General features: G+C 51.3%; 12 protein-coding genes. 3 read left to right on the top strand and 9 right to left on the bottom strand.

Annotated features, from left to right (window positions below; genetic code table 11):
* Positions 1 to 5: 5 nt before the first annotated feature.
* The 5 genes from H8K47_RS15285 to H8K47_RS15265 form a co-directional block, all read right to left on the bottom strand.
* A complete protein-coding gene (locus H8K47_RS15285) occupies positions 6 to 1,085 on the bottom strand; it encodes a fimbrial protein (protein ID WP_186882269.1) in 1,080 nt (359 codons plus the stop codon).
* Positions 1,082 to 3,772 (bottom strand): fimbria/pilus outer membrane usher protein, encoded by a 2,691-nt coding sequence (locus H8K47_RS15280; RefSeq protein ID WP_186882268.1) that lies wholly within the window; start codon positions 3,770 to 3,772, stop codon positions 1,082 to 1,084. The genes H8K47_RS15285 and H8K47_RS15280 overlap by 4 nt, the downstream gene beginning before the upstream one ends.
* Positions 3,765 to 4,523 carry a fimbrial biogenesis chaperone gene (locus H8K47_RS15275; RefSeq protein ID WP_186882267.1) on the bottom strand — a complete coding sequence of 253 codons (759 nt, stop codon included), beginning with the start codon at positions 4,521 to 4,523 and terminating at the stop codon, positions 3,765 to 3,767. Before H8K47_RS15275 ends, H8K47_RS15280 begins: the two co-directional genes overlap by 8 nt.
* A gap of 187 nt (positions 4,524 to 4,710) precedes the next feature.
* Positions 4,711 to 5,265, bottom strand: coding sequence for a fimbrial protein (locus H8K47_RS15270; RefSeq protein ID WP_186882266.1), 555 nt, complete (start codon positions 5,263 to 5,265; stop codon positions 4,711 to 4,713).
* Positions 5,266 to 5,835: 570 nt separating this feature from the next.
* On the bottom strand, positions 5,836 to 6,234 hold the full coding sequence (locus H8K47_RS15265) for a hypothetical protein (RefSeq protein WP_186882265.1): 399 nt from the start codon (positions 6,232 to 6,234) through the stop codon (positions 5,836 to 5,838).
* 400 nt (positions 6,235 to 6,634) lie between these two features.
* On the opposite strand from H8K47_RS15265, the gene H8K47_RS15260 reads away from it, so the two are divergent.
* Positions 6,635 to 6,982 carry a hypothetical protein gene (locus H8K47_RS15260; protein WP_186882264.1) on the top strand — a complete coding sequence of 116 codons (348 nt, stop codon included), beginning with the start codon at positions 6,635 to 6,637 and terminating at the stop codon, positions 6,980 to 6,982.
* Positions 6,983 to 7,088: 106 nt separating this feature from the next.
* On the top strand, positions 7,089 to 7,745 hold the full coding sequence (locus tag H8K47_RS15255) for a DUF4272 domain-containing protein (protein WP_186882263.1): 657 nt from the start codon (positions 7,089 to 7,091) through the stop codon (positions 7,743 to 7,745).
* 138 nt (positions 7,746 to 7,883) lie between these two features.
* Here H8K47_RS15255 and H8K47_RS15250 read toward each other — a convergent pair whose 3' ends face one another.
* A complete protein-coding gene (locus H8K47_RS15250; protein ID WP_222612810.1) occupies positions 7,884 to 9,476 on the bottom strand; it encodes a mechanosensitive ion channel family protein in 1,593 nt (530 codons plus the stop codon).
* Positions 9,477 to 9,887: 411 nt separating this feature from the next.
* Here H8K47_RS15250 and H8K47_RS15245 point away from each other — a divergent pair, with 411 nt between their 5' ends.
* Positions 9,888 to 10,598 carry a tetratricopeptide repeat protein gene (locus H8K47_RS15245; RefSeq protein WP_186882262.1) on the top strand — a complete coding sequence of 237 codons (711 nt, stop codon included), beginning with the start codon at positions 9,888 to 9,890 and terminating at the stop codon, positions 10,596 to 10,598.
* Positions 10,599 to 10,606: 8 nt separating this feature from the next.
* Here H8K47_RS15245 and H8K47_RS15240 read toward each other — a convergent pair whose 3' ends face one another.
* The 3 genes from H8K47_RS15240 to H8K47_RS15230 all read right to left on the bottom strand — a co-directional run bounded on the left by H8K47_RS15240 (position 10,607) and on the right by H8K47_RS15230 (position 17,477).
* A complete protein-coding gene (locus tag H8K47_RS15240) occupies positions 10,607 to 11,209 on the bottom strand; it encodes an SCO family protein (protein ID WP_186882261.1) in 603 nt (200 codons plus the stop codon).
* Positions 11,182 to 11,586 carry a hypothetical protein gene (locus H8K47_RS15235; protein ID WP_186882260.1) on the bottom strand — a complete coding sequence of 135 codons (405 nt, stop codon included), beginning with the start codon at positions 11,584 to 11,586 and terminating at the stop codon, positions 11,182 to 11,184. The genes H8K47_RS15240 and H8K47_RS15235 overlap by 28 nt, the downstream gene beginning before the upstream one ends.
* An 83-nt stretch (positions 11,587 to 11,669) precedes the next feature.
* Positions 11,670 to 17,477, bottom strand: a complete 5,808-nt coding sequence (locus H8K47_RS15230; protein ID WP_186882259.1) for a discoidin domain-containing protein — start codon at positions 17,475 to 17,477, stop codon at positions 11,670 to 11,672.
* Positions 17,478 to 17,726 lie beyond the last annotated feature (249 nt).

Raw genomic sequence — 17,726 nt, 5'->3', positions numbered from 1 at the left:
GCTAGCTATTCGTAATTCATGGTGAATGTAACTGTGGCAGCGACATTCCCGGCAGTAATCGTTGTTCCAGTCTGAAAATAACGGGCACTGTATGGAATGGACAGCACGCCATCCGGGGACAGGCCAACAACTGTTTTAGATCCAAAACTTACCGGAGTTCCACCTCCATCGCGGATTTGCACTCCGACCCCGGCGGCAAATCCTGCACCGACTGTAGGCTGAACCACTCCCGGATAAGTTCCAGATGCATTCGCCGTATTCATCGTTATCTTCACTGTAGAACCTGACTGACAAGTAAGATTCAAGGAAAATGGAGTACCTCCGGTCGCCGACCCCTGACCAGTCAAGGCGGACGTGGGTATAGTAGGCATACTCACCGTCATATTGGCAGAGCCTGCTGAAACACTACAAGCGATCACGTTGACGTTCGTTCCACCATTCAGGCTGACATACACATCCGGTGAAAAGTTAGTGCTGTTATTTAAACCTAATACCACCCATTGAAAATGGAATAAATTGGCTTTCGCTGACACAACACCTGGTGTCACAGCTCCTGTTTTTATGAACTGAAAAGTTACTGCGTTGGTAGCAACAGCACCCGATGATTTCACAAAAGCAAAGTCATCGCCCATAGGTACGTTGATCCCTAACGTGTCATTGACCAACAATCCTATCCCGGCAAGATTAGTAGGAATAATTATCCCGCCACCACTACGCGCAGTCGAGGACGCGGGATTCGCCGTCCTGAACTGAATATACGCCTGACGTGGATTGCCAGGATTAAAGTTATCATTGGTAGTGCAGGTAAACGAGTAATTTTGAGAGACCGGTGTACCGATCAACGTCCCGACAGGAGCATCCCTGGGGACAGTCACAACAGCTGGCATGGTAAAACTGGACGGTGCGGATACGATAGAGCAGTTTGTAGACGCATGCGTCACCAAACTAATACCGCTTAACAGCAGCAAGAAAAACAGCTGCCGGCAAATACGCAACATCTTCGCATCAGTATGCTGCAGTGATCGCCAAGTCCGGTTTTGTGCATTTCCATCACTTGGGAATACTTGATATAGCCAACTATTCATGGCCTTACTCCTGCTGGTTTGCTATCTGCTACTTTTGCGTAGGCAAAATCCTTAGGCAAACAGGTAGTTCGAATCAGCTCATAGGCGGTGCCAGGGCTGCTGACTTTATTTTGTTCTGCCACCTGGTATTGCAGGGTACAACCATCTTCCAGATCATCTCTGATCCAGCTGACTTGCAATTGACCGCGTGCTGAGGGTAAGTGAGCAAAAATGCGTCCGCCCTGGCTGACGATACCGACTGACTGTTGCGATTGATCAGTGACCTGTGCACCGAAAGGTATAGGCGTGCCATCAGGCAAGGCGGATTGGATAATCGCCATGCGCTGATGACTGGTTTTGAAGCGCATTTTGACGATAGCGCCTGCATAGGGTGCTATTTCTTGCGTCGTTGCCTCGAACTGCACATCCAGCGGCAAGCCTTTAGGATTGACTTCGATAGTATTACTTACAAACGGCGTCATATAGGGCACAATCGCAAATCCCTGTTGATTCAGACGAACGCCATTGGCATAACTGATTTCGGCACCCGCAGCGCCCGGAGCCTCAACGATGCCTATGGTCTCTCCCAGACTTTGCCCCAATAGTAAACCGCCCTCATGCAAAACCATAGAACCTGCGATGGTCATCGATTGCTGGGAGTAATTTCTACCTTTACCAGCACTGACTGCCAGGCGTGCATACGGTCCACGGTATTCGCCGGTAGCATTCACAGCGCTTCCGGCATTGCGGTCATTTAACAGACTGGCGCTATAGGTAAACTCGTTCTGCTCTCCTGCCGTTGCATTGAAGCTGGCGAGCGCGGCACTACCGCCCGGCTGACTCGATGTCAGACTGGCGCTTACATTCTTAGCGTGGCCGCCTTCATCATCCAAAGGCAGCGATATGCCTGCATAAAACTGATTGATATACTTATTTGAGAACACATCTTTACTACGTGTGACCGACAGGTTGTAATTCAATCGACCGAGATGATTGTTATAGCCAATTTGAAACTGTGTATCGTTACCAGGACGATTCCAGTAACTTTGCGTCGTCCCCATCACATACACGGTACCAAACTGATTCCCCAGGCGCTGATTCAGCGAGACACTAAAACGGTTACGACTGCGATCCAGTGAGGGGGGCAAGCCACGCAAGAGACTATCGCGCAACAAGGATGCATCGGTCAGATTCAGAAACCCACTGGTAGAGTAGCGATACGCAGCAATCGCGAGATTGGTATCTACCGTCGGCAGACTCAGATTATATGAGAGGCGCAGACTGCTGCCGCTTTGGCGACTGGTGGCGGGCAGCTCAGCTTCAGAATGAGTCAGATCAACACCCAAGGCACCTGCGTCGGTATTCACGGCAACGCCTCCCAATACGGACCGATACGCGGGTGTCGCAGCAAACCCACCATACGCAGTCCATTGATTGCTGAGTCCATGTTGTACTGTCGCCTGTACCAGATTGACGGATTCCACCAGGCCAGCTTGCTGTAACCGCCCTGCCGCTACATTGAACCGACTGACACCAGGCCGTAATAACTGCGCTACATTGGCATACGGCACACTGAAGTTACGTTGCCTGCCATCGGCTTCCGTCACAGTCACCTGCAGGTCACCGCCATAGCCAGTGGCATACAAATCTTTAATTTCAAATGGTCCTGCAGAGACCGTCGTTTCATAAATCAGGTTGCCGCGCTGGCGCACTGTTACTTTGGCATTACTTTCCGCCACACCCCTGACTACAGGTGCAAAACCGCGCATGGAACCGGGCAGCATACGGTCATCTGACCCGACTTGCACACCACGGATAGATATCGCATCAAACAAATCATTGGAGGTATAACTGTCGCCCAGCGTCACTTGCGCATTCCAGTCCGGTAAGCTGGTCTGTACGTAGCTGGCCATATGCTGCCAGGCATGGCGCGAACCGTTGACACCACCACTCTGCCAGCTCAGTGCAGAATTCTGGCGAAAACGCCAGCGATCCCAATTGAAGCCAGCCTCCAAACCCAGAAAATGATTATTCTGAGAAACACCCTGCACTTCGGTCCGGTAGCTATTGAGCGTGTAGTTCAGGCTGGCAGCTGTCACACCGCGATCCCAGAGCTCGGGATTCACATAAGCTCTGGGAACCTTGTTTTGCGCAGCCTGAGGGATAGTAAGATCAAGGCGCTGATCAGCACTGTCAAAGCGTTCGCTGGCCTCAGGCAGCAAGCTTTGCAAACTGACACAGGAAGACGGCGAGGCCAGCTCTTTGACGGCTTGTGTTTGCAGCTTCTCGAAATTGACGTCACCCCGTAACAACAATTCTCTGGACAGGCAGGCGTGTGCATTCGTGCCGGGGTCATTACTGCGAAATATAACCGTCATGATGCCCATCCAGCGCTCATTAATAAACACATCGACCCGATAAGTGCCGGGCAGAACGACGTTACCACGCTCAAAGCGGCTCAAATCAAAAATGCCACTGCTACCACTCAAGAAGGCGGGATTAAAGGTTTCGCCCGCATGACGATCTGCTCGCTTTATTTCTGCGTTAGCGTTTGAGGAAGCCGCATCAGTCGCAGTTGTAGTATCAGCCCACACCGTCCCTTGAATCAGCGCCAGCATCAATCCCAGCGCCAATACTCTGCACGAATAAGGCAATGAGCGACCAACATGCTGCGGTGCTCTGAACGGGTAGCTGATGAAATTATTCATGGACAACCCCGGAATAAGCAGTTGTACCGCCATAATCGTTGATGATGCTAAAGCTGATATCGGCGTTCGCTGGCTTACATGAGGTCAAGCCCTTCATTGCAAAACGCATTTTGGAAAATGGGGCGACCATGCCGCTATCCGCCTGTATGCGCTGACTGGATGTTTTAATTTCCAGCGCATTGATAGTGATGTGAAATGCAGTCGGATTATCCGCCTCCAGCATACAAACACTGCCGGCACCGTCAGCGACCCAGTTCCAGCGCAATTGTTCCGGGGCTTTAATGACGCTGGAAGTAAGTGATTTAGGACGAAAAAAAACTTTAATACGGGAGCGAAATGCGAACTGCAACATATTCTTTACTTCCCCTTCCGCTTGCTTCGGAGCCGGCGGAATTTCCAATACATTTAGCCAGAATACCGATTCCCTATCCTGTGGCAAGGGTTCGCGCGTATACAGCATACGCAGCGTCTGACCGCGATGTGGCTCCATACGGAACAGAGGGGGAGTCAGCGTAAATGGGGTCGTCACCTTATCCGGCGTTACACTGGCATCTCCGTTGTCCATCCATGCTTCAACCAATGCCGGATACTCACCCTCATTACTAAGCCTGACCGTCGCCTCCTGATCTGACTCACGAAAAATCACGCGTGTAGCACCGACCACGACACCGGCTTGCGCTGCAGACAATACCTGTATACCCAGTACGAACAGTATCAGTTGAACAGAAGAACGGAATAATGAATTTTTCATGATGACTAACTGTGATAAAACTGAAATATGTACCTCAGAATCACGGCACTCATCTGCGTACATGTGTGGCTGAGCACATTCACAAGCTCAGCGATCAAACTGCAATACTGGCTGCGACACACTTCGCCGCAGCCTACCGTGCACAGGTCAGTGACTCTGACAGCAGCCCTTCCCCGTATCAGTGGAATCACTGATAAATCATCGTGAAAGTCACGCTGCTGTTAGCTGAACCTGCACCTGATGCACCCGTCGCGACATATTGGGCAAAGTAGTTCAGCGTACCTGAGCCCGATGTCACATTTCCGATTTGGCTATTTTGTGTTGCCAATGGATTGCCCAGTAAAATTTTGCTGGCATCTGCGTTCAGCAATTGCAGTTCGACATTGGCTGCAACACCGGCGCCTTGCAGGATCAGGTTATTACTGCTTGCATTGACGGTGGGACCAGGCTCAAAATAGGTCTGTGCTTTTGTCATCGATGCAGAGCAGTTTGTAAGCGCAATGGTGAACGGTGTACGCCCTGCGACACTGCCTGCACTCGGCAAAGCAGCAGTCGATACCGTAGGCAATGCCACATTAATCGTGACCGGAGAGGTTGCACCATTAATATTGCACGTCGATGCAGTCACCTTGCCGGTGATATTAATTGTGCCGTCGATCGCGGAAGCGGTACCCGGCAACAATGCCAGCATACTGACCGTCGCGGCGGTCATAGCTGGCAGTAATGTAGATTTGAGTTTCATATCAGTCATACCTTTCATTCAGTGGATGTCACAAAAAAACAAAGTCACGAAATCAGAAGTATGTGAAACACAGGATGCCAATCCAATCAATCAGCATGCTCACCTGCAGCCTGACATGCCATACTTTTCAATTCATATGCAAAGGGTAAATTAACAAAAACTCTGTATATCCCTTACCCACTAACACCCAAGCTTGCCGGTAATTTTTCTGCACCACACTTTTGAAGTCCGCGGACAAAGTATAGGTTGTCAAGAAAACAGGGTATGTCATCAAATGTTAAATTTACGCGTTAAAAATGTTAGCTGTTGTTAAAAATTTCACAATGGAAATTAAATATTTTCCATAAAGAATTTTAATTTTCTTTATTTCACCAAACTTATGCAGCCAACAATGAACTCGGCGCGAACAAGCTGAAGTTTTGAACGTGGTGCTCCTAACACATTACAAAGCAAAAAGGCCGGTCAGCAAATTTGCATGACCGGCCTGTATCCGCCAGAACCTGTACAACTACATGAAAGGCTGCAGTTTCGTAAGATTAATTGATCAATTCTTGAGAAAGTCTTCGGAAATTATTGGTACTCTGTTGTCACCAAAATATTCGCTTTCGAACCCGGATATTTATCCAGCATTTCCGCAACACGAGGCCACTGCGCCTGACCTCCTTGCAAAGAGACCTGAGTACGCAGCATCGGTGGGGTTGCCTGATCACTTATTTTGCTCATCCCGCCAACTTGCACAGTCTGCCCCTCGAACGGCAACACTTCTGCAGTCGTCTTCACTTGCGTAATGGAAGAGTGACACTGATTGTACGAAACAGCCTGACTATTATTTGCAGCCTGCACATGACATGTCGCTGTAGTCACCGCGCCACTGAAAGAGATACGTCCATCATTGGCAGATGCCCGTCCGGCTGCTGCCAGCGCGATCAAAGCAGTTGCGACGGTAATAGCTAAGGTCTGAATTTTCATGATGGTTTGCCTTTTATTCCCGATGAAAAATAAACAAAAACCAAATTGCGCTTTAGCCTTACAACAGCCAGTTGAGCGCCAGATTAGTTTCCATACGGGAATAATAGTTTTTCCAAGAGGAAATTTCCAATAGGAAATTTAAATCAGTTTCCAGACCTGAGAGAGAAAAACCACGCAGTTTTAATGATACGCAAACTTTGCTTACCACTTTAATCAGCAACAATATAAAAACTGCCATGGAAACATGGTGTTGCTGTTAAGAATTATGTTTTTTCCGTCCATCCCTTCATTTATACATTCTGTCGCAAGGCAATTGAGCAACCACATATTGCCAACTAAGATGCCTGCATCAACAAAAAACAACGCCCGTTCATCCACATTCAGTACGAGGAGCACACTCATGAAAACGAAAAAAACATACATTGCATTTGGCATCCTGACTTGCGCCGCCATCCTCGCATTCATTTTCCAATTTTCACCGGAAACCCATATCGTCTGGAATGATGAAGAAGTCGGTGGTATCGTCGGCTGGAGCTTAGGTTTTTTTGGCATTCTGCTAGGTTTGGGTGCAAGTTTTTTTGCCTTGCTAATTACAGGTTTGGTTTTTGCCAGTCTGTCGGCGGTCATGGTTCTGGTATTTGCCGCAGTCGTCCTGGCAGTCTGTTTTGCGCTGGCCCCCCTGTTGCTGCCCTTCCTGATCCTTGCCGGGCTGATTATGCTCATGTCACGTCGTAAAGCAGTGTCCTGAACCAAGCAGACTTCTGTAGTAACACGGAAAGAAAATCAGCAGTACTTCCCTTATTCATGCAGGCAGAGACTGGTACAATTCCGCACCCATTTTCTCCTGCATGACCATGAAATCTCCAGAACTACGCAAAGAACTGTCAGAACTCACTTTGCATAAACGCGGTATACGCATCAATCTGCAATTGCCACTGATAGAAAGCGAAGATGAGATTACGCTGCGCAGCGAGGAACAACTACGTGACCGTATGCTGGCACTTCATCTGTGCTGCCTTGTGGCCCAGCCTGAGCAGCAGGCACTGGTCCACCAACTGATCACCGCACGTCAACTGCGGCACAGCCTGTCAGCACAGGAGGCGTCATGGATAGAGGGTGGACTGAGTCCATCTGCACTGCCAGAATTTGCCATGCATTGCCATTACGCGCTGCACTTCCTGCAATGGGCGACAGGATTGCAATCCACTCCAGGTATGCCTGACCGGGCTGAGCGTTTAGCGGATCTGAACCTGACGAACAATTTATTGGCAACAGAGGGCCACACGACCCAGGTATCACTACGCGTGCGCAGCAAATCGGATCTGCTGGACTGGGCGGATTTACTCTACCGATTACATTGGTCTGTGCGGCATGCGCACATCACCAATAAGCCGACACCGGGCAGACTGCATGCAGCCAGCGTACTGGCCTGGCATCAGGCGGCTAACTGGCTGATTGCTTATGACAATGAAGACAACTGGGACCTGGTCAGCACTGAAACCGGAGGCTGAGCATGCGTAACGACGCGCCTGGCCGCAAAGATCAGTGGATGTAGCGTTTTCATTCACCAGGCGAGCAAAGCGCTGACGCAATACTGCCACAAGACGTGGGGCAAGCTGTTTGATTCGACCCCACCGACATAAGCCAGTTTATTCTGACTTCGCCGGCGTCTTATACCAGTCCTGCTTAGGTACCACTTTTTCACAGGCGGGGTCGCCCAGATAATGCGGTGACATAATCTGCACACCATAGCTATTGAAAACATCCTGGATATTGGCATGCAGCAGATTGATCACCTCGGCCCGTGGACGTGGTTCGGTTGGAATAGCATGACAAATCAGCAGATATTCAGGGTAAAAATCAGACAAGGCCGTCTGAAACACTTTTGGGGCCGGATGAGTTTGCACACCTTGCGTGCGGCTGGCAGCCTCAATCAACATCGCCTCCACCTGACGCCAGGGAGTGTCATAGCCTATCGTGACTTTGGTATCAATCACAAAACCATCACCACTGACCACGCGTGAATAATTTTTGGTCACATTATTCAGAACATAAGAATTTGGCAGCGTCAGCTCTACCCCCATGCCATTACGGATGCGAGTGGTAAACATGCCGAGATCAGTAATAGTGCCTTCATGTTCAGCGACGCGGATAAATTCACCTTTGCGATAAACCCGCGAATAGGTCAGGATCAATCCGCTGGCCGCCTGACCGACCAAACTGGACGCACCCAGTGAAATCATCAGGCCAACCAAAACCGACACCCCTTTAAATGCTTCAGTACCAGAACCAGGCAGATACGGATAAGCCATGGTCAGCGCAAACAGCCAGACCGCAATCGTCACTATCCTGCGCGTCGGCCCCACCAGATCAGCATCCAGCCAGTCCACCTCAATCTGGCGCTCCTTCACCAAATCGAAAAATCTGCCTAAGCCATGCGTGACCATTTTTGCCAAGCCAAAAATCAGCACTGCGACAAATAAGTCAGGGATCGCTTTCAGGATTGCACCAACCAGTGTGAGCACCAAACCGAACAGATAGGCATTCAGATGCTCACCCCATGGGCGCGTGAATGGAAACAGTGACATCATCACACCCAGCCACTGATAACTGAGTAACAGGCTAAGACCCCAGCTCAGCATCTGGCTGGCTTTCAGTATCAGCCAGTGCAAACGCTCACGTTGAATCAGCGCAGAACCAACGTCATGCAGTTCCGCCAGTTTTGCGTTGGCAAATTTCAGACTGCGGCGCATCACAATACGGCGCAACTTCCAGACTGCCCACAATAAACACGCATAAGCCAGCGTCGCGAGCAGCGCATATAAGGCTGCATGCAACAGACTGCGCAGGTTGCGGCTTTCCTCATATTCGCTGATCGCCATTTGCAAAGCCTGCTGTGCTTGTCGGCTCACACTGTCCAGCGTTTCCTGCTGAAATGGATCGATATCTTCTGGTGCAATATAAAAGCTGCCGCTGCCATCAATCTGCACTAAAACGCCAGGCGGCACGTGGCTGAGACTGACTTCATGGCGCCCCGGTTTTTCCAGCTGCTGTTCAATTCGTGCGCGGGCACGTTGCACCCTGTCCTCCGGCACCATACCCAATACACTGGCTCTGAGTGTCAATATCTGACGGTTAAATATTTGCAACCTGGCGTCAGCCACTCGTGCGACGTGGCTATTACCCGCATCATCTGCAAAACAAGTGACCGACATCAGGTTCAACAATAGCAGAACTGACAACAGCGCTGACCGCTTTGCTGAGTATTGAACCATCCAGAGTCTGATAAATAAAGCAAACATAAATTTCCCAGGCGACGTTAAGTAGGGTCACGATAGCATGCAATATCAGGCCGCATGTTTAACAATTCGTGCAGCCTTTCTGTATTTCATCACACACTCTGTCCTGATAATAACAAGACAATTAACGTAAAAACAGCATTGCATGCTTTTCTGTGCAGGCTAGGCCTGTTGTAGCTTGCTTGCACTTTACAAGCGACATCGCTTTTGTTGCACGATTAAAGCTCAGCAAGCTCATTTCCTTCAATAAACATATTTAACAAAATATTGCCGTACATCACTATATATTTCCTTCTCCATCTTGCCCTTACGCACTACAATAGATTATCTCAGTTGACTTCTGGCGGGCCCATCATGAACAAGCGCCTATTGAAACCTTTATTCCTCGCAGCTGCCTTATGTGCAGCAGGCTTTTCACTACACCTCGCCCATGCCAATAGTTTTGAGGATGGCGTTGCTTTGTATGAGGAGCAAGACTTTCCCGCTGCCGCAGTAGCCTTTCTGGAAGCGGCGGAAGAAGGCAATGCGGATGCCCAGTTCAACCTGGGCCTGATGTATCTGAATGCGGAAGGCGTGGACGAAGACTACGAGAAAGCATTTGCCTGGTTCTCTAAATCTGCAGAACAGAATAATCCGCGTGCCCAAACCAATCTGGCGCGCATGTATGCCAAAGGCAAAGGTGTACGTCCCGACTATGATGCCGCTGTCTCCTGGTTCAATAAGGCAGCAGAACAGAATTATCCGGATGCGCAATACAGTCTGGGCGTGTTGTATGTGACTGGCAATGGCGTACCACTCGACTATAACAAAGCCCGTGACTTATTCCAGAAAGCCGCTGATCAAGGGAATGCCAGCGCGCAGTATCAGCTGGGACTGATGTACTTCAAAGGCAAGGGCATGGAAGTAAATCAGGTCGAAGGCTATAAATGGATGGAGCTCGCTGGCGACTATAGCGATGCTGTCGTTTTCCGCGAATTCGCGCAGCAATCCATGGTGCCCGCTGATGTAGAAAAAGCGAGTGCGCTGGCTGAAGAATGGAAAGCCAGCCAGGAAGAAAACAACTGATTGCTTTGTCAGACCGTCCGGCCGGCAAATCCGTGCAACATCTCCAGCACATGGGATGCGGGTGGCATTTCTGCCGTTTTATAGACGAACTGCGCCTGCCGGTCGAATAAAAAAATATTCCCTGAATGCCGCTCATTCCCCACGATCTCACCTTTTAATAAGGCCAGTATGGCTGGCAAATCCTGTTCACGCGGTGCCAGCACCTGCCACAAAGGATGGGCAGCAAACTGCTCACGCCATTGCCGCATCGCCGCTGCGGTATCCGTCAACGGGTCTATGCTCAGCGAAATCAGCTGCAGGTCTTTGTCCTGACTGGGCACCTTCGCCGCGACTGCGGCAAATAAAGCACCCTGCAGCGGACAAATAGCACTACAACCCGTAAACATGAGTTGCGCTGCCGTGAGTTTTCCCTTCATCAGCCGCTGCAAAGCGATACGTTGATTTGCACTGTTCAGCACACTGATGTCCGGTAAGCGACGTGGCGGGCGGATAAAACCAAATGGATCATGCGAGGGGGGCGCTGCCTGCGCCCAGGCGGGCAGGCTGAGCATTGCAGCCTGCCCGAGAAACTGACGCCGTCTTTTCATCGCGTCTGGTTCAAAAATTGCCATAGCGCTTCACACTGTTCATCGTTCATTTGAAAAACCGGCATATTTCTGGAAATGAGTATATGCGCCGGATCAATACCTGTTTTGAGTACCCGACAAAAACTAGCCAACTCGTAGCTGGAAGCGGGCCCACCACGACGTGACTGCCTGTTGCGCAGCATACCCGCCTCTAAGACCGGACCAAAATTCTGCGCCAGCTTATCTACAGCCGCATAGGCTTTGCCGGACGCCTGGCTGGAAGCACGGCTATGACAATTGACACAGCGGCTGGCCATGGGCGGCAATACAATATCCTGACCTCTTAGCTGAGCCGGGACAGAAATCGCACCCATGTACAGTTTTCTGCCCAGATCAGGGTCACGCTGGTTTGCATAGCTCAAGGTTGCCCCTAACAGCAGCGGCATACTAAGCAAAGCTAACAGCTGCTTTCCTAGCCTAGTTCTGAACCCATCGATACGCTGGCTCATCGTGCGCCTATCCAATCCAGCAGGCGCCCCCATTGCTGCCGCACATTGGACCATGCCTGACTCGCAAACTGCTGCAGCTGTGCCACAGGGCTATCCGCCACCATCGCTGCTTTCGCCTGCAAACCGGATGAGGTATTGCTCACATTAGCAAACAGTACGGATTTCTCAGCGGCGTTATCTGCATTAATTTGCCGGAAATCGCCCTGCCAGACTGGATCTCCCCAGTTCACACCATCGCTGCTGACATAGAAATTCACCAGACTCATGGTGCCATTGCCACCACCTGCACGTGGCAGATAACGGAAGCCAGCGACCTCTTGCGCTCCACCCAGATCAACCTGGAACCAATGCGGTGGGCGTGGATTGGCCGTTTGCCACTGGGTATGCCAGATGGTGTCTTTGTTTCCATCAATGGCATTGGCAGCAGCACCATTTTCACCTTGCAGTTCTGCGCTGTCTGCACTGGCTTTCCAATTAGTACGCGCCAGCAAAGCCCCCTGCTCATTAACCAGATTAAACTCCGCCATCGAACCCCAGGCATTATTATTGACCTCGCCCAGCTGTTCCAGCTTCACATAACGGACCGCGCCACCGGCCAACTCTGCATTACCGATCTGATTCACAAAAGCGGCTAACTGATTGAGTTCTGCATCCGTAAAGGAGCGCATTTTTTGCGCACCGGTACCCAATAATGGTGGATTGGCCGCATTGATGGTTGCAGGGTTATGTGCTGCAATCGCCTGCTGTACGGTCGCAGCAGAGCCATCATGCAAATACGGCGCGGTGGCCCAGACATCACGTAGGGTAGGTACATCCAGACCCGTCAATGCCGCACCCAGGCGCTGACCGCTGCTGGCTTTGATCGTACCGATGTTATACAACTTACCCAAAGCGCTACCGCTGACCGTAAAGTTCACGCCGGTGTGACAGGATGCACAGTAAGTATTGAACAGACCGCGCCCCACCTTGCCATCTGCTGTCAGCGAGTTATCCGGATTACGGTAAGGACTGGCATCAACCTGACGCAAGGATGCCATGTAAGCCGCCAATGCATCCAGATCGGCGCTGAGGCCCGTCTTTTTATCACCTAGGGGTTGATTGCGGGTGCCGGCATTGTAATCCGCATCCTTCATCAAACCGGTTCCTTGGGCAAAGTTGCGAATCTGAGATTCAAAATCCTGTAACTCGTCAAAATTTCCCGACCAGTGCAGATTCATCTGACCTCCGGCGCGACCACGCAGGCTGATGGTATTACGTAAGCCCTCACCTAAACCGGTAAAGTCCCAGGTACGGCCATCGCTTCCCGCCTCGCTGTGGCATGCGGTACAGCTAAGCCAGCCACCACGCGCCAGACGCGGATCACGCGCATCATAGAAATGCTGTTTCCCGGCTAATACCTGCGCACTGAGTTTTTCGGCCGCAATAGTGGATACCACTTGCACTGCACCCACCTGCATTTGCCCACGCTGCAGCATCGGTGTCAAATCGAAACGACTGACCGTGCGGTCCATGAAATTATTGACGAACAGCACCTTGCCATCGCTGGAAAAGCTCAGTCCCTGTGGTGCACGGCCGGCATCAAAACGGAACATCTCGCGTGCGCCAACCGGATCAAGCACAGCTATCTGCCGGGTGTTTTCCAACGCAAGGAACAAATAGGCACCACCCGGATGAAATGCAGCTGCACTGACCAGTCCGGTGTTGTTGATATCGACGCGGGCAGCATAATCCTCTTTCATGCTGATCAGATTAATGCGCGAGCTGATCGCTCTGACCGTATTTTGAAAGTCGAGATTCTTTCCATCGCGCAAACTACCACGCAGTATATTGTCCTGCTTGGACGGTATCCAGGCTGAACTGCCATCCGGTGCAATCGCAGCAGCAGCCAGATAGTTTGGTATGCCGCGTCCCTGAGTTTGTGCATCCTGTTTATCACTGTGTTGCAGGATCACTGAGCTTTGCAGGCGCAGTGGATGCGTATTTGCTGCCACCACGATACCGCCATAATTGACGCCATTAACCGTCGTTTGCACCTTGGCTGTCCCCTCACCGGGCAAAGCTGGTGTGATGAAGCGAGATACCAGCAGACGATCACTATCCTGATGCAAACTCAGATAACGCGGCGTTGCACCGACACTGAGGCTCGCCATCTGTTTACCAGTTGCACTATCGATTTGCCACACCTGGCCCAGCGCTTCCAGCGCGACATACAGACGCGCTTCGTTGGCCGCCGCGACGATACCGAACGGCTGGCTCCCCACAGGCAGAGCCACGGTATTGCTGACTTTGAGCGTCGCACTGTCAATCACAGTCAGACTGCCCGCATCGCGATTGCTAACCCAGACTTTGCCATCTGTAGTCAGTGCCAGTTGGCGCGGTCCTTTGCCAACGCCTATCTCCGCCAGTTTTTGCAGATTTTGCGCATCGATCACCGCCACGCTGTCATTATCGGGATTGACCACCCAAATCCTGTCACCCGCAGCGCGTTTTTCCGTCAGCACTGACGTCGATGCTCGCGCCTGCCCTGCGATCGCGGGAGCTGTTATGGCTTGATAAAAACTATAGGTGGAAATAATACCTGACAGGTTTTTTACCGTTGCAGTGACCTGATACAGGCCAGGCTGGGTATATTGATGTGTCGTGGCCGCACTGGCAGAAAAAGTATTCGGGCCACTGCCATCGCCGAAATCCCACTGGTACATCATCCCTGTACCCGTCGCTGATACCTGATAGCTGACCGTCGATCCGCTGGTTTGCGGTTGTACGATGACAGGTGAAATCACCGCCGCAGGCAGTGTCACATTCATCACGAAGCTTTGTGAGGCGACGCCACCACGGCCATCGCTGACACTGGCGCTGACCATATAGCTGCCTTCGCGGGTCGTGGTCCCGCTGATCAGACCGTTGGCTGCATTGAGTGCCAAACCCGGGGGCAAACCAGATGCGGTAAAACTCAGCGTATCACCATCAGGATCATTCGCCTGCAGGTTCAGATTCACGGTCTGTCCCAACTGCACACCGGTGAAGGTCGGCATATTCAAAGTCGGCGCACGGTTTGTGGGGCGACCATATACCTGCACTTCAGCGAGTTGCAGGAAGTTCGTGCCAGCCAGTTGTACTTTGACGTAACGACCGCTGGCTTTCAGATCCAATAGCAAATTGGATGGAGTGACTCCGGCGTAATAGGATTTAGTAACGGTGGTATCGGCCAGTAAACTGCTGAGGCTGCGGCCACTCATGTCCTGCGCCGAAGCCAGCACATAGAAATTAGCCAGACGCTCGGCACAGCAATCGCTACGATTCCAGATCCGCACGCGGCTCAAGTCTTGCAGACTGCCGAGATCAACCTGCCACCAGTCGTTGGCAGCAGTGCCTGCGGTATGGGTCACGCTGCCATTGGCGAGATTGCCATCAGTCAGACCGTCAACAGCACGTGCGCTGTCGAAATTCTGATAGGTGGACGACTGAGAAGTCGCTTTCCCACGCGCCAGATTATTCAAATATATCGTTTTCTCTGCGGCGTTATTCTGAAAATCGACCAGATTTCCTTCCGCGACAGGATTACCCCAATTCACGCCGTCAGCACTGGTGTAAAAATAAAATTTGGCGATAGTGCCGTTGCCTCCACCAGGTCTGGGTAAATAGCGGAATGCACTAAGCTGCATCGCTTTGCCCAGGTCGACCACAAAGGAATGCGGTGCCGCTGTCGTATTGGCGGTCCAGGCGGTATGCCAAAAAGTATTCGGATCACCGTCGATCGCATTAGCCGGCCCGTAATTCCCGGCCTGTGATTCAGCACTATCTGCGCTAAGCTTCCAGCCTGCACGCGGCAACAAATTGCCATCCTGATCCAGTAAATTGAATTCCGCCATTGAAGCCCAGGGATTGCCGCCTACCTCAGACATCTGCACCAATTTCACAAAACGGGTACTGCCAACGGCGACGATATTCCACACAAAATCACTGCTGACATAACCAGCACTGCTCTGCGCAAACACAGTAACAGAATAGCTGCCCGCCTGCGTCACCACACCAGAAATCACACCGCTTTGCGCATTGATGCTCAAGCCTGGCGGCAATCCGGTTGCACGGAAACTCACCGCACCAGGTGCAGCTATGGTCGCGCTAACATTTAAGGAAACATTGCTACCAGTATTGGAAAACTGGTCGTCGGGCGCTTGCAGTTTAGGCGCATTGTTACCGTGGATATTGATCGTCTTCGCAATTGAAGGCACACCTTTGGCATCTAAACCAAACAGCATGTAATTACCAGGCAATAAGATCCCTGGATTACCCGGGATATTCAACGTGTATTGCCCTGCCGCGCTACGCGTGAAGCTGAGTGCGATACGGCGCTGATCGTTGTTGACCGTATGGGTCGTGGCTGACAGGCGTATCAAGGCAAACGCAGCGATACCATCTGTCGCACTGACATTGATATTGCTACCGTAGCCTGCCGTTGCCGGTACCGTCGTCAAAACCGGACGATTAGCGGCAGTACCATCTGCATTCAACAAATAAGACGGGGTATAAATTTGTATATCCTGATGATTCGCAGCGCAACCGTTGCCGCACAAACCACCGCCAGCGGACAACACGCGTCCATCATGCATCAGCAAGGCGACGGAGTGATATACACGTGGTACCGACATGGCAGGCAAAGTCGTGAAAGTTTCTGTCACCGGATCCCATAATTCAGGTGCCAATACTGCCGTGTTATCGGAGAATGGTACAGGACGGGTCTGTCCGCCTATCACCATCACCTTGCCATCTGGCAGAACCACCAGGTTGGAATAGGCACGTGCGTAACTCATGGACGCGAGTTTGCGTACTGACAGGCTGCCATTAGTGTTGATCAAATAGGCTGAGTTCGTTGCATCGGCATCCTGATAATCCTTAGCACCGCCCACTTTCAGGATTTTGCCAGCGTCATACATGACGGTGTTTCCGTTCATGGAGTCCGTGTCGTCTGCACGTTGCCCCGCCGGTGACACCGAGCCATTGCCGCGGGTATCTATCCAGTTCATATTCCGGCTTGGCCCCGCATGCAAAACTTTGCCATTGCCGGTCGGAATCAGCCACATATGATTGTCGCCACGGTACACGCCACCGGCGTCATTGGTCAGCATCGTCGCGACCGACACCCCACTCAGGCGGCGCCAGCCATTGGCGCTGTCCCAGATCTCGCCATGCTTGTTTCCTGCACCGCCAGACCAGGAACCACCCAGTGTGAATACCGAGCCATCTGCCAGCGTGGCCGAGGCGTTGTAGCCACGTGTGATGTTCATGTTGGCGGCTGAGCTCCAGCTCGCGTTGGCTGGATTGTAAATGCTGGTTTTACCGCTATCGATGCCGCCATTGACCAATAAGCGACCATCGCTGAGCAAGGCGGTGCCGGGACAAAACATGTCATGCCCGGTACTGCTGATCAGCGTTTCTGTCGCTTTGTTGGTAAGCGGATCAAAATTCGAAAAATAAGTCTGCCCGCCTGCACCAAACGAGAAGCGGTCATTCGCAGACCAAAACAAGACATGTCCATCCGGCAAATTGGAGGCTGCCGCAGGCACCAGCGACAGCGGGATGGGTGCCGACCACGAAGAAGGTGCTACGGGTGCGGCGCGCAGATTATCGAAAGCCAGGCCCAGACTGCTACTTTGCTCAGTGCTGGCTTGTGGCGCAGACTGATTTCCGCCACAAGCTGCCAGTGACAATAACAAGATACTGCTCAACACGGGAAGAACTGTAGCAGTAACGACTACTGGCACAGCCCGTACAACTGGCATCACTGAAAATGGATAGCGCATTCCGGCACCTGATTTCGATAGTTAACTCTAGAAGTTCGCTATGCTAATCGCAGTTACCAATAGTTACAATTTCCACAAAGAAATTACATTTCCACAAGAAAACTCTTTTGGGTGAAATCTCTCATTCCCTTGCAAAGAATTGCCTACTTTCACATTTTTTTAACTTAAAGCCATTGTGCTGAAATACGTTTTCAATGCGTCACACAAAATCCAGGCAATCAGGCTGAGAAGCAATGTTCATCATGCTTT

Source organism: Cognatundibacterium rugosum, from assembly GCF_014284365.1.
GTDB lineage: Bacteria > Pseudomonadota > Gammaproteobacteria > Burkholderiales > Burkholderiaceae_D > Undibacterium > Undibacterium rugosum.
The sequence above is the reverse complement of the archived record's forward strand: the minus strand, read 5'-3'. Positions and strand labels throughout refer to the sequence as shown.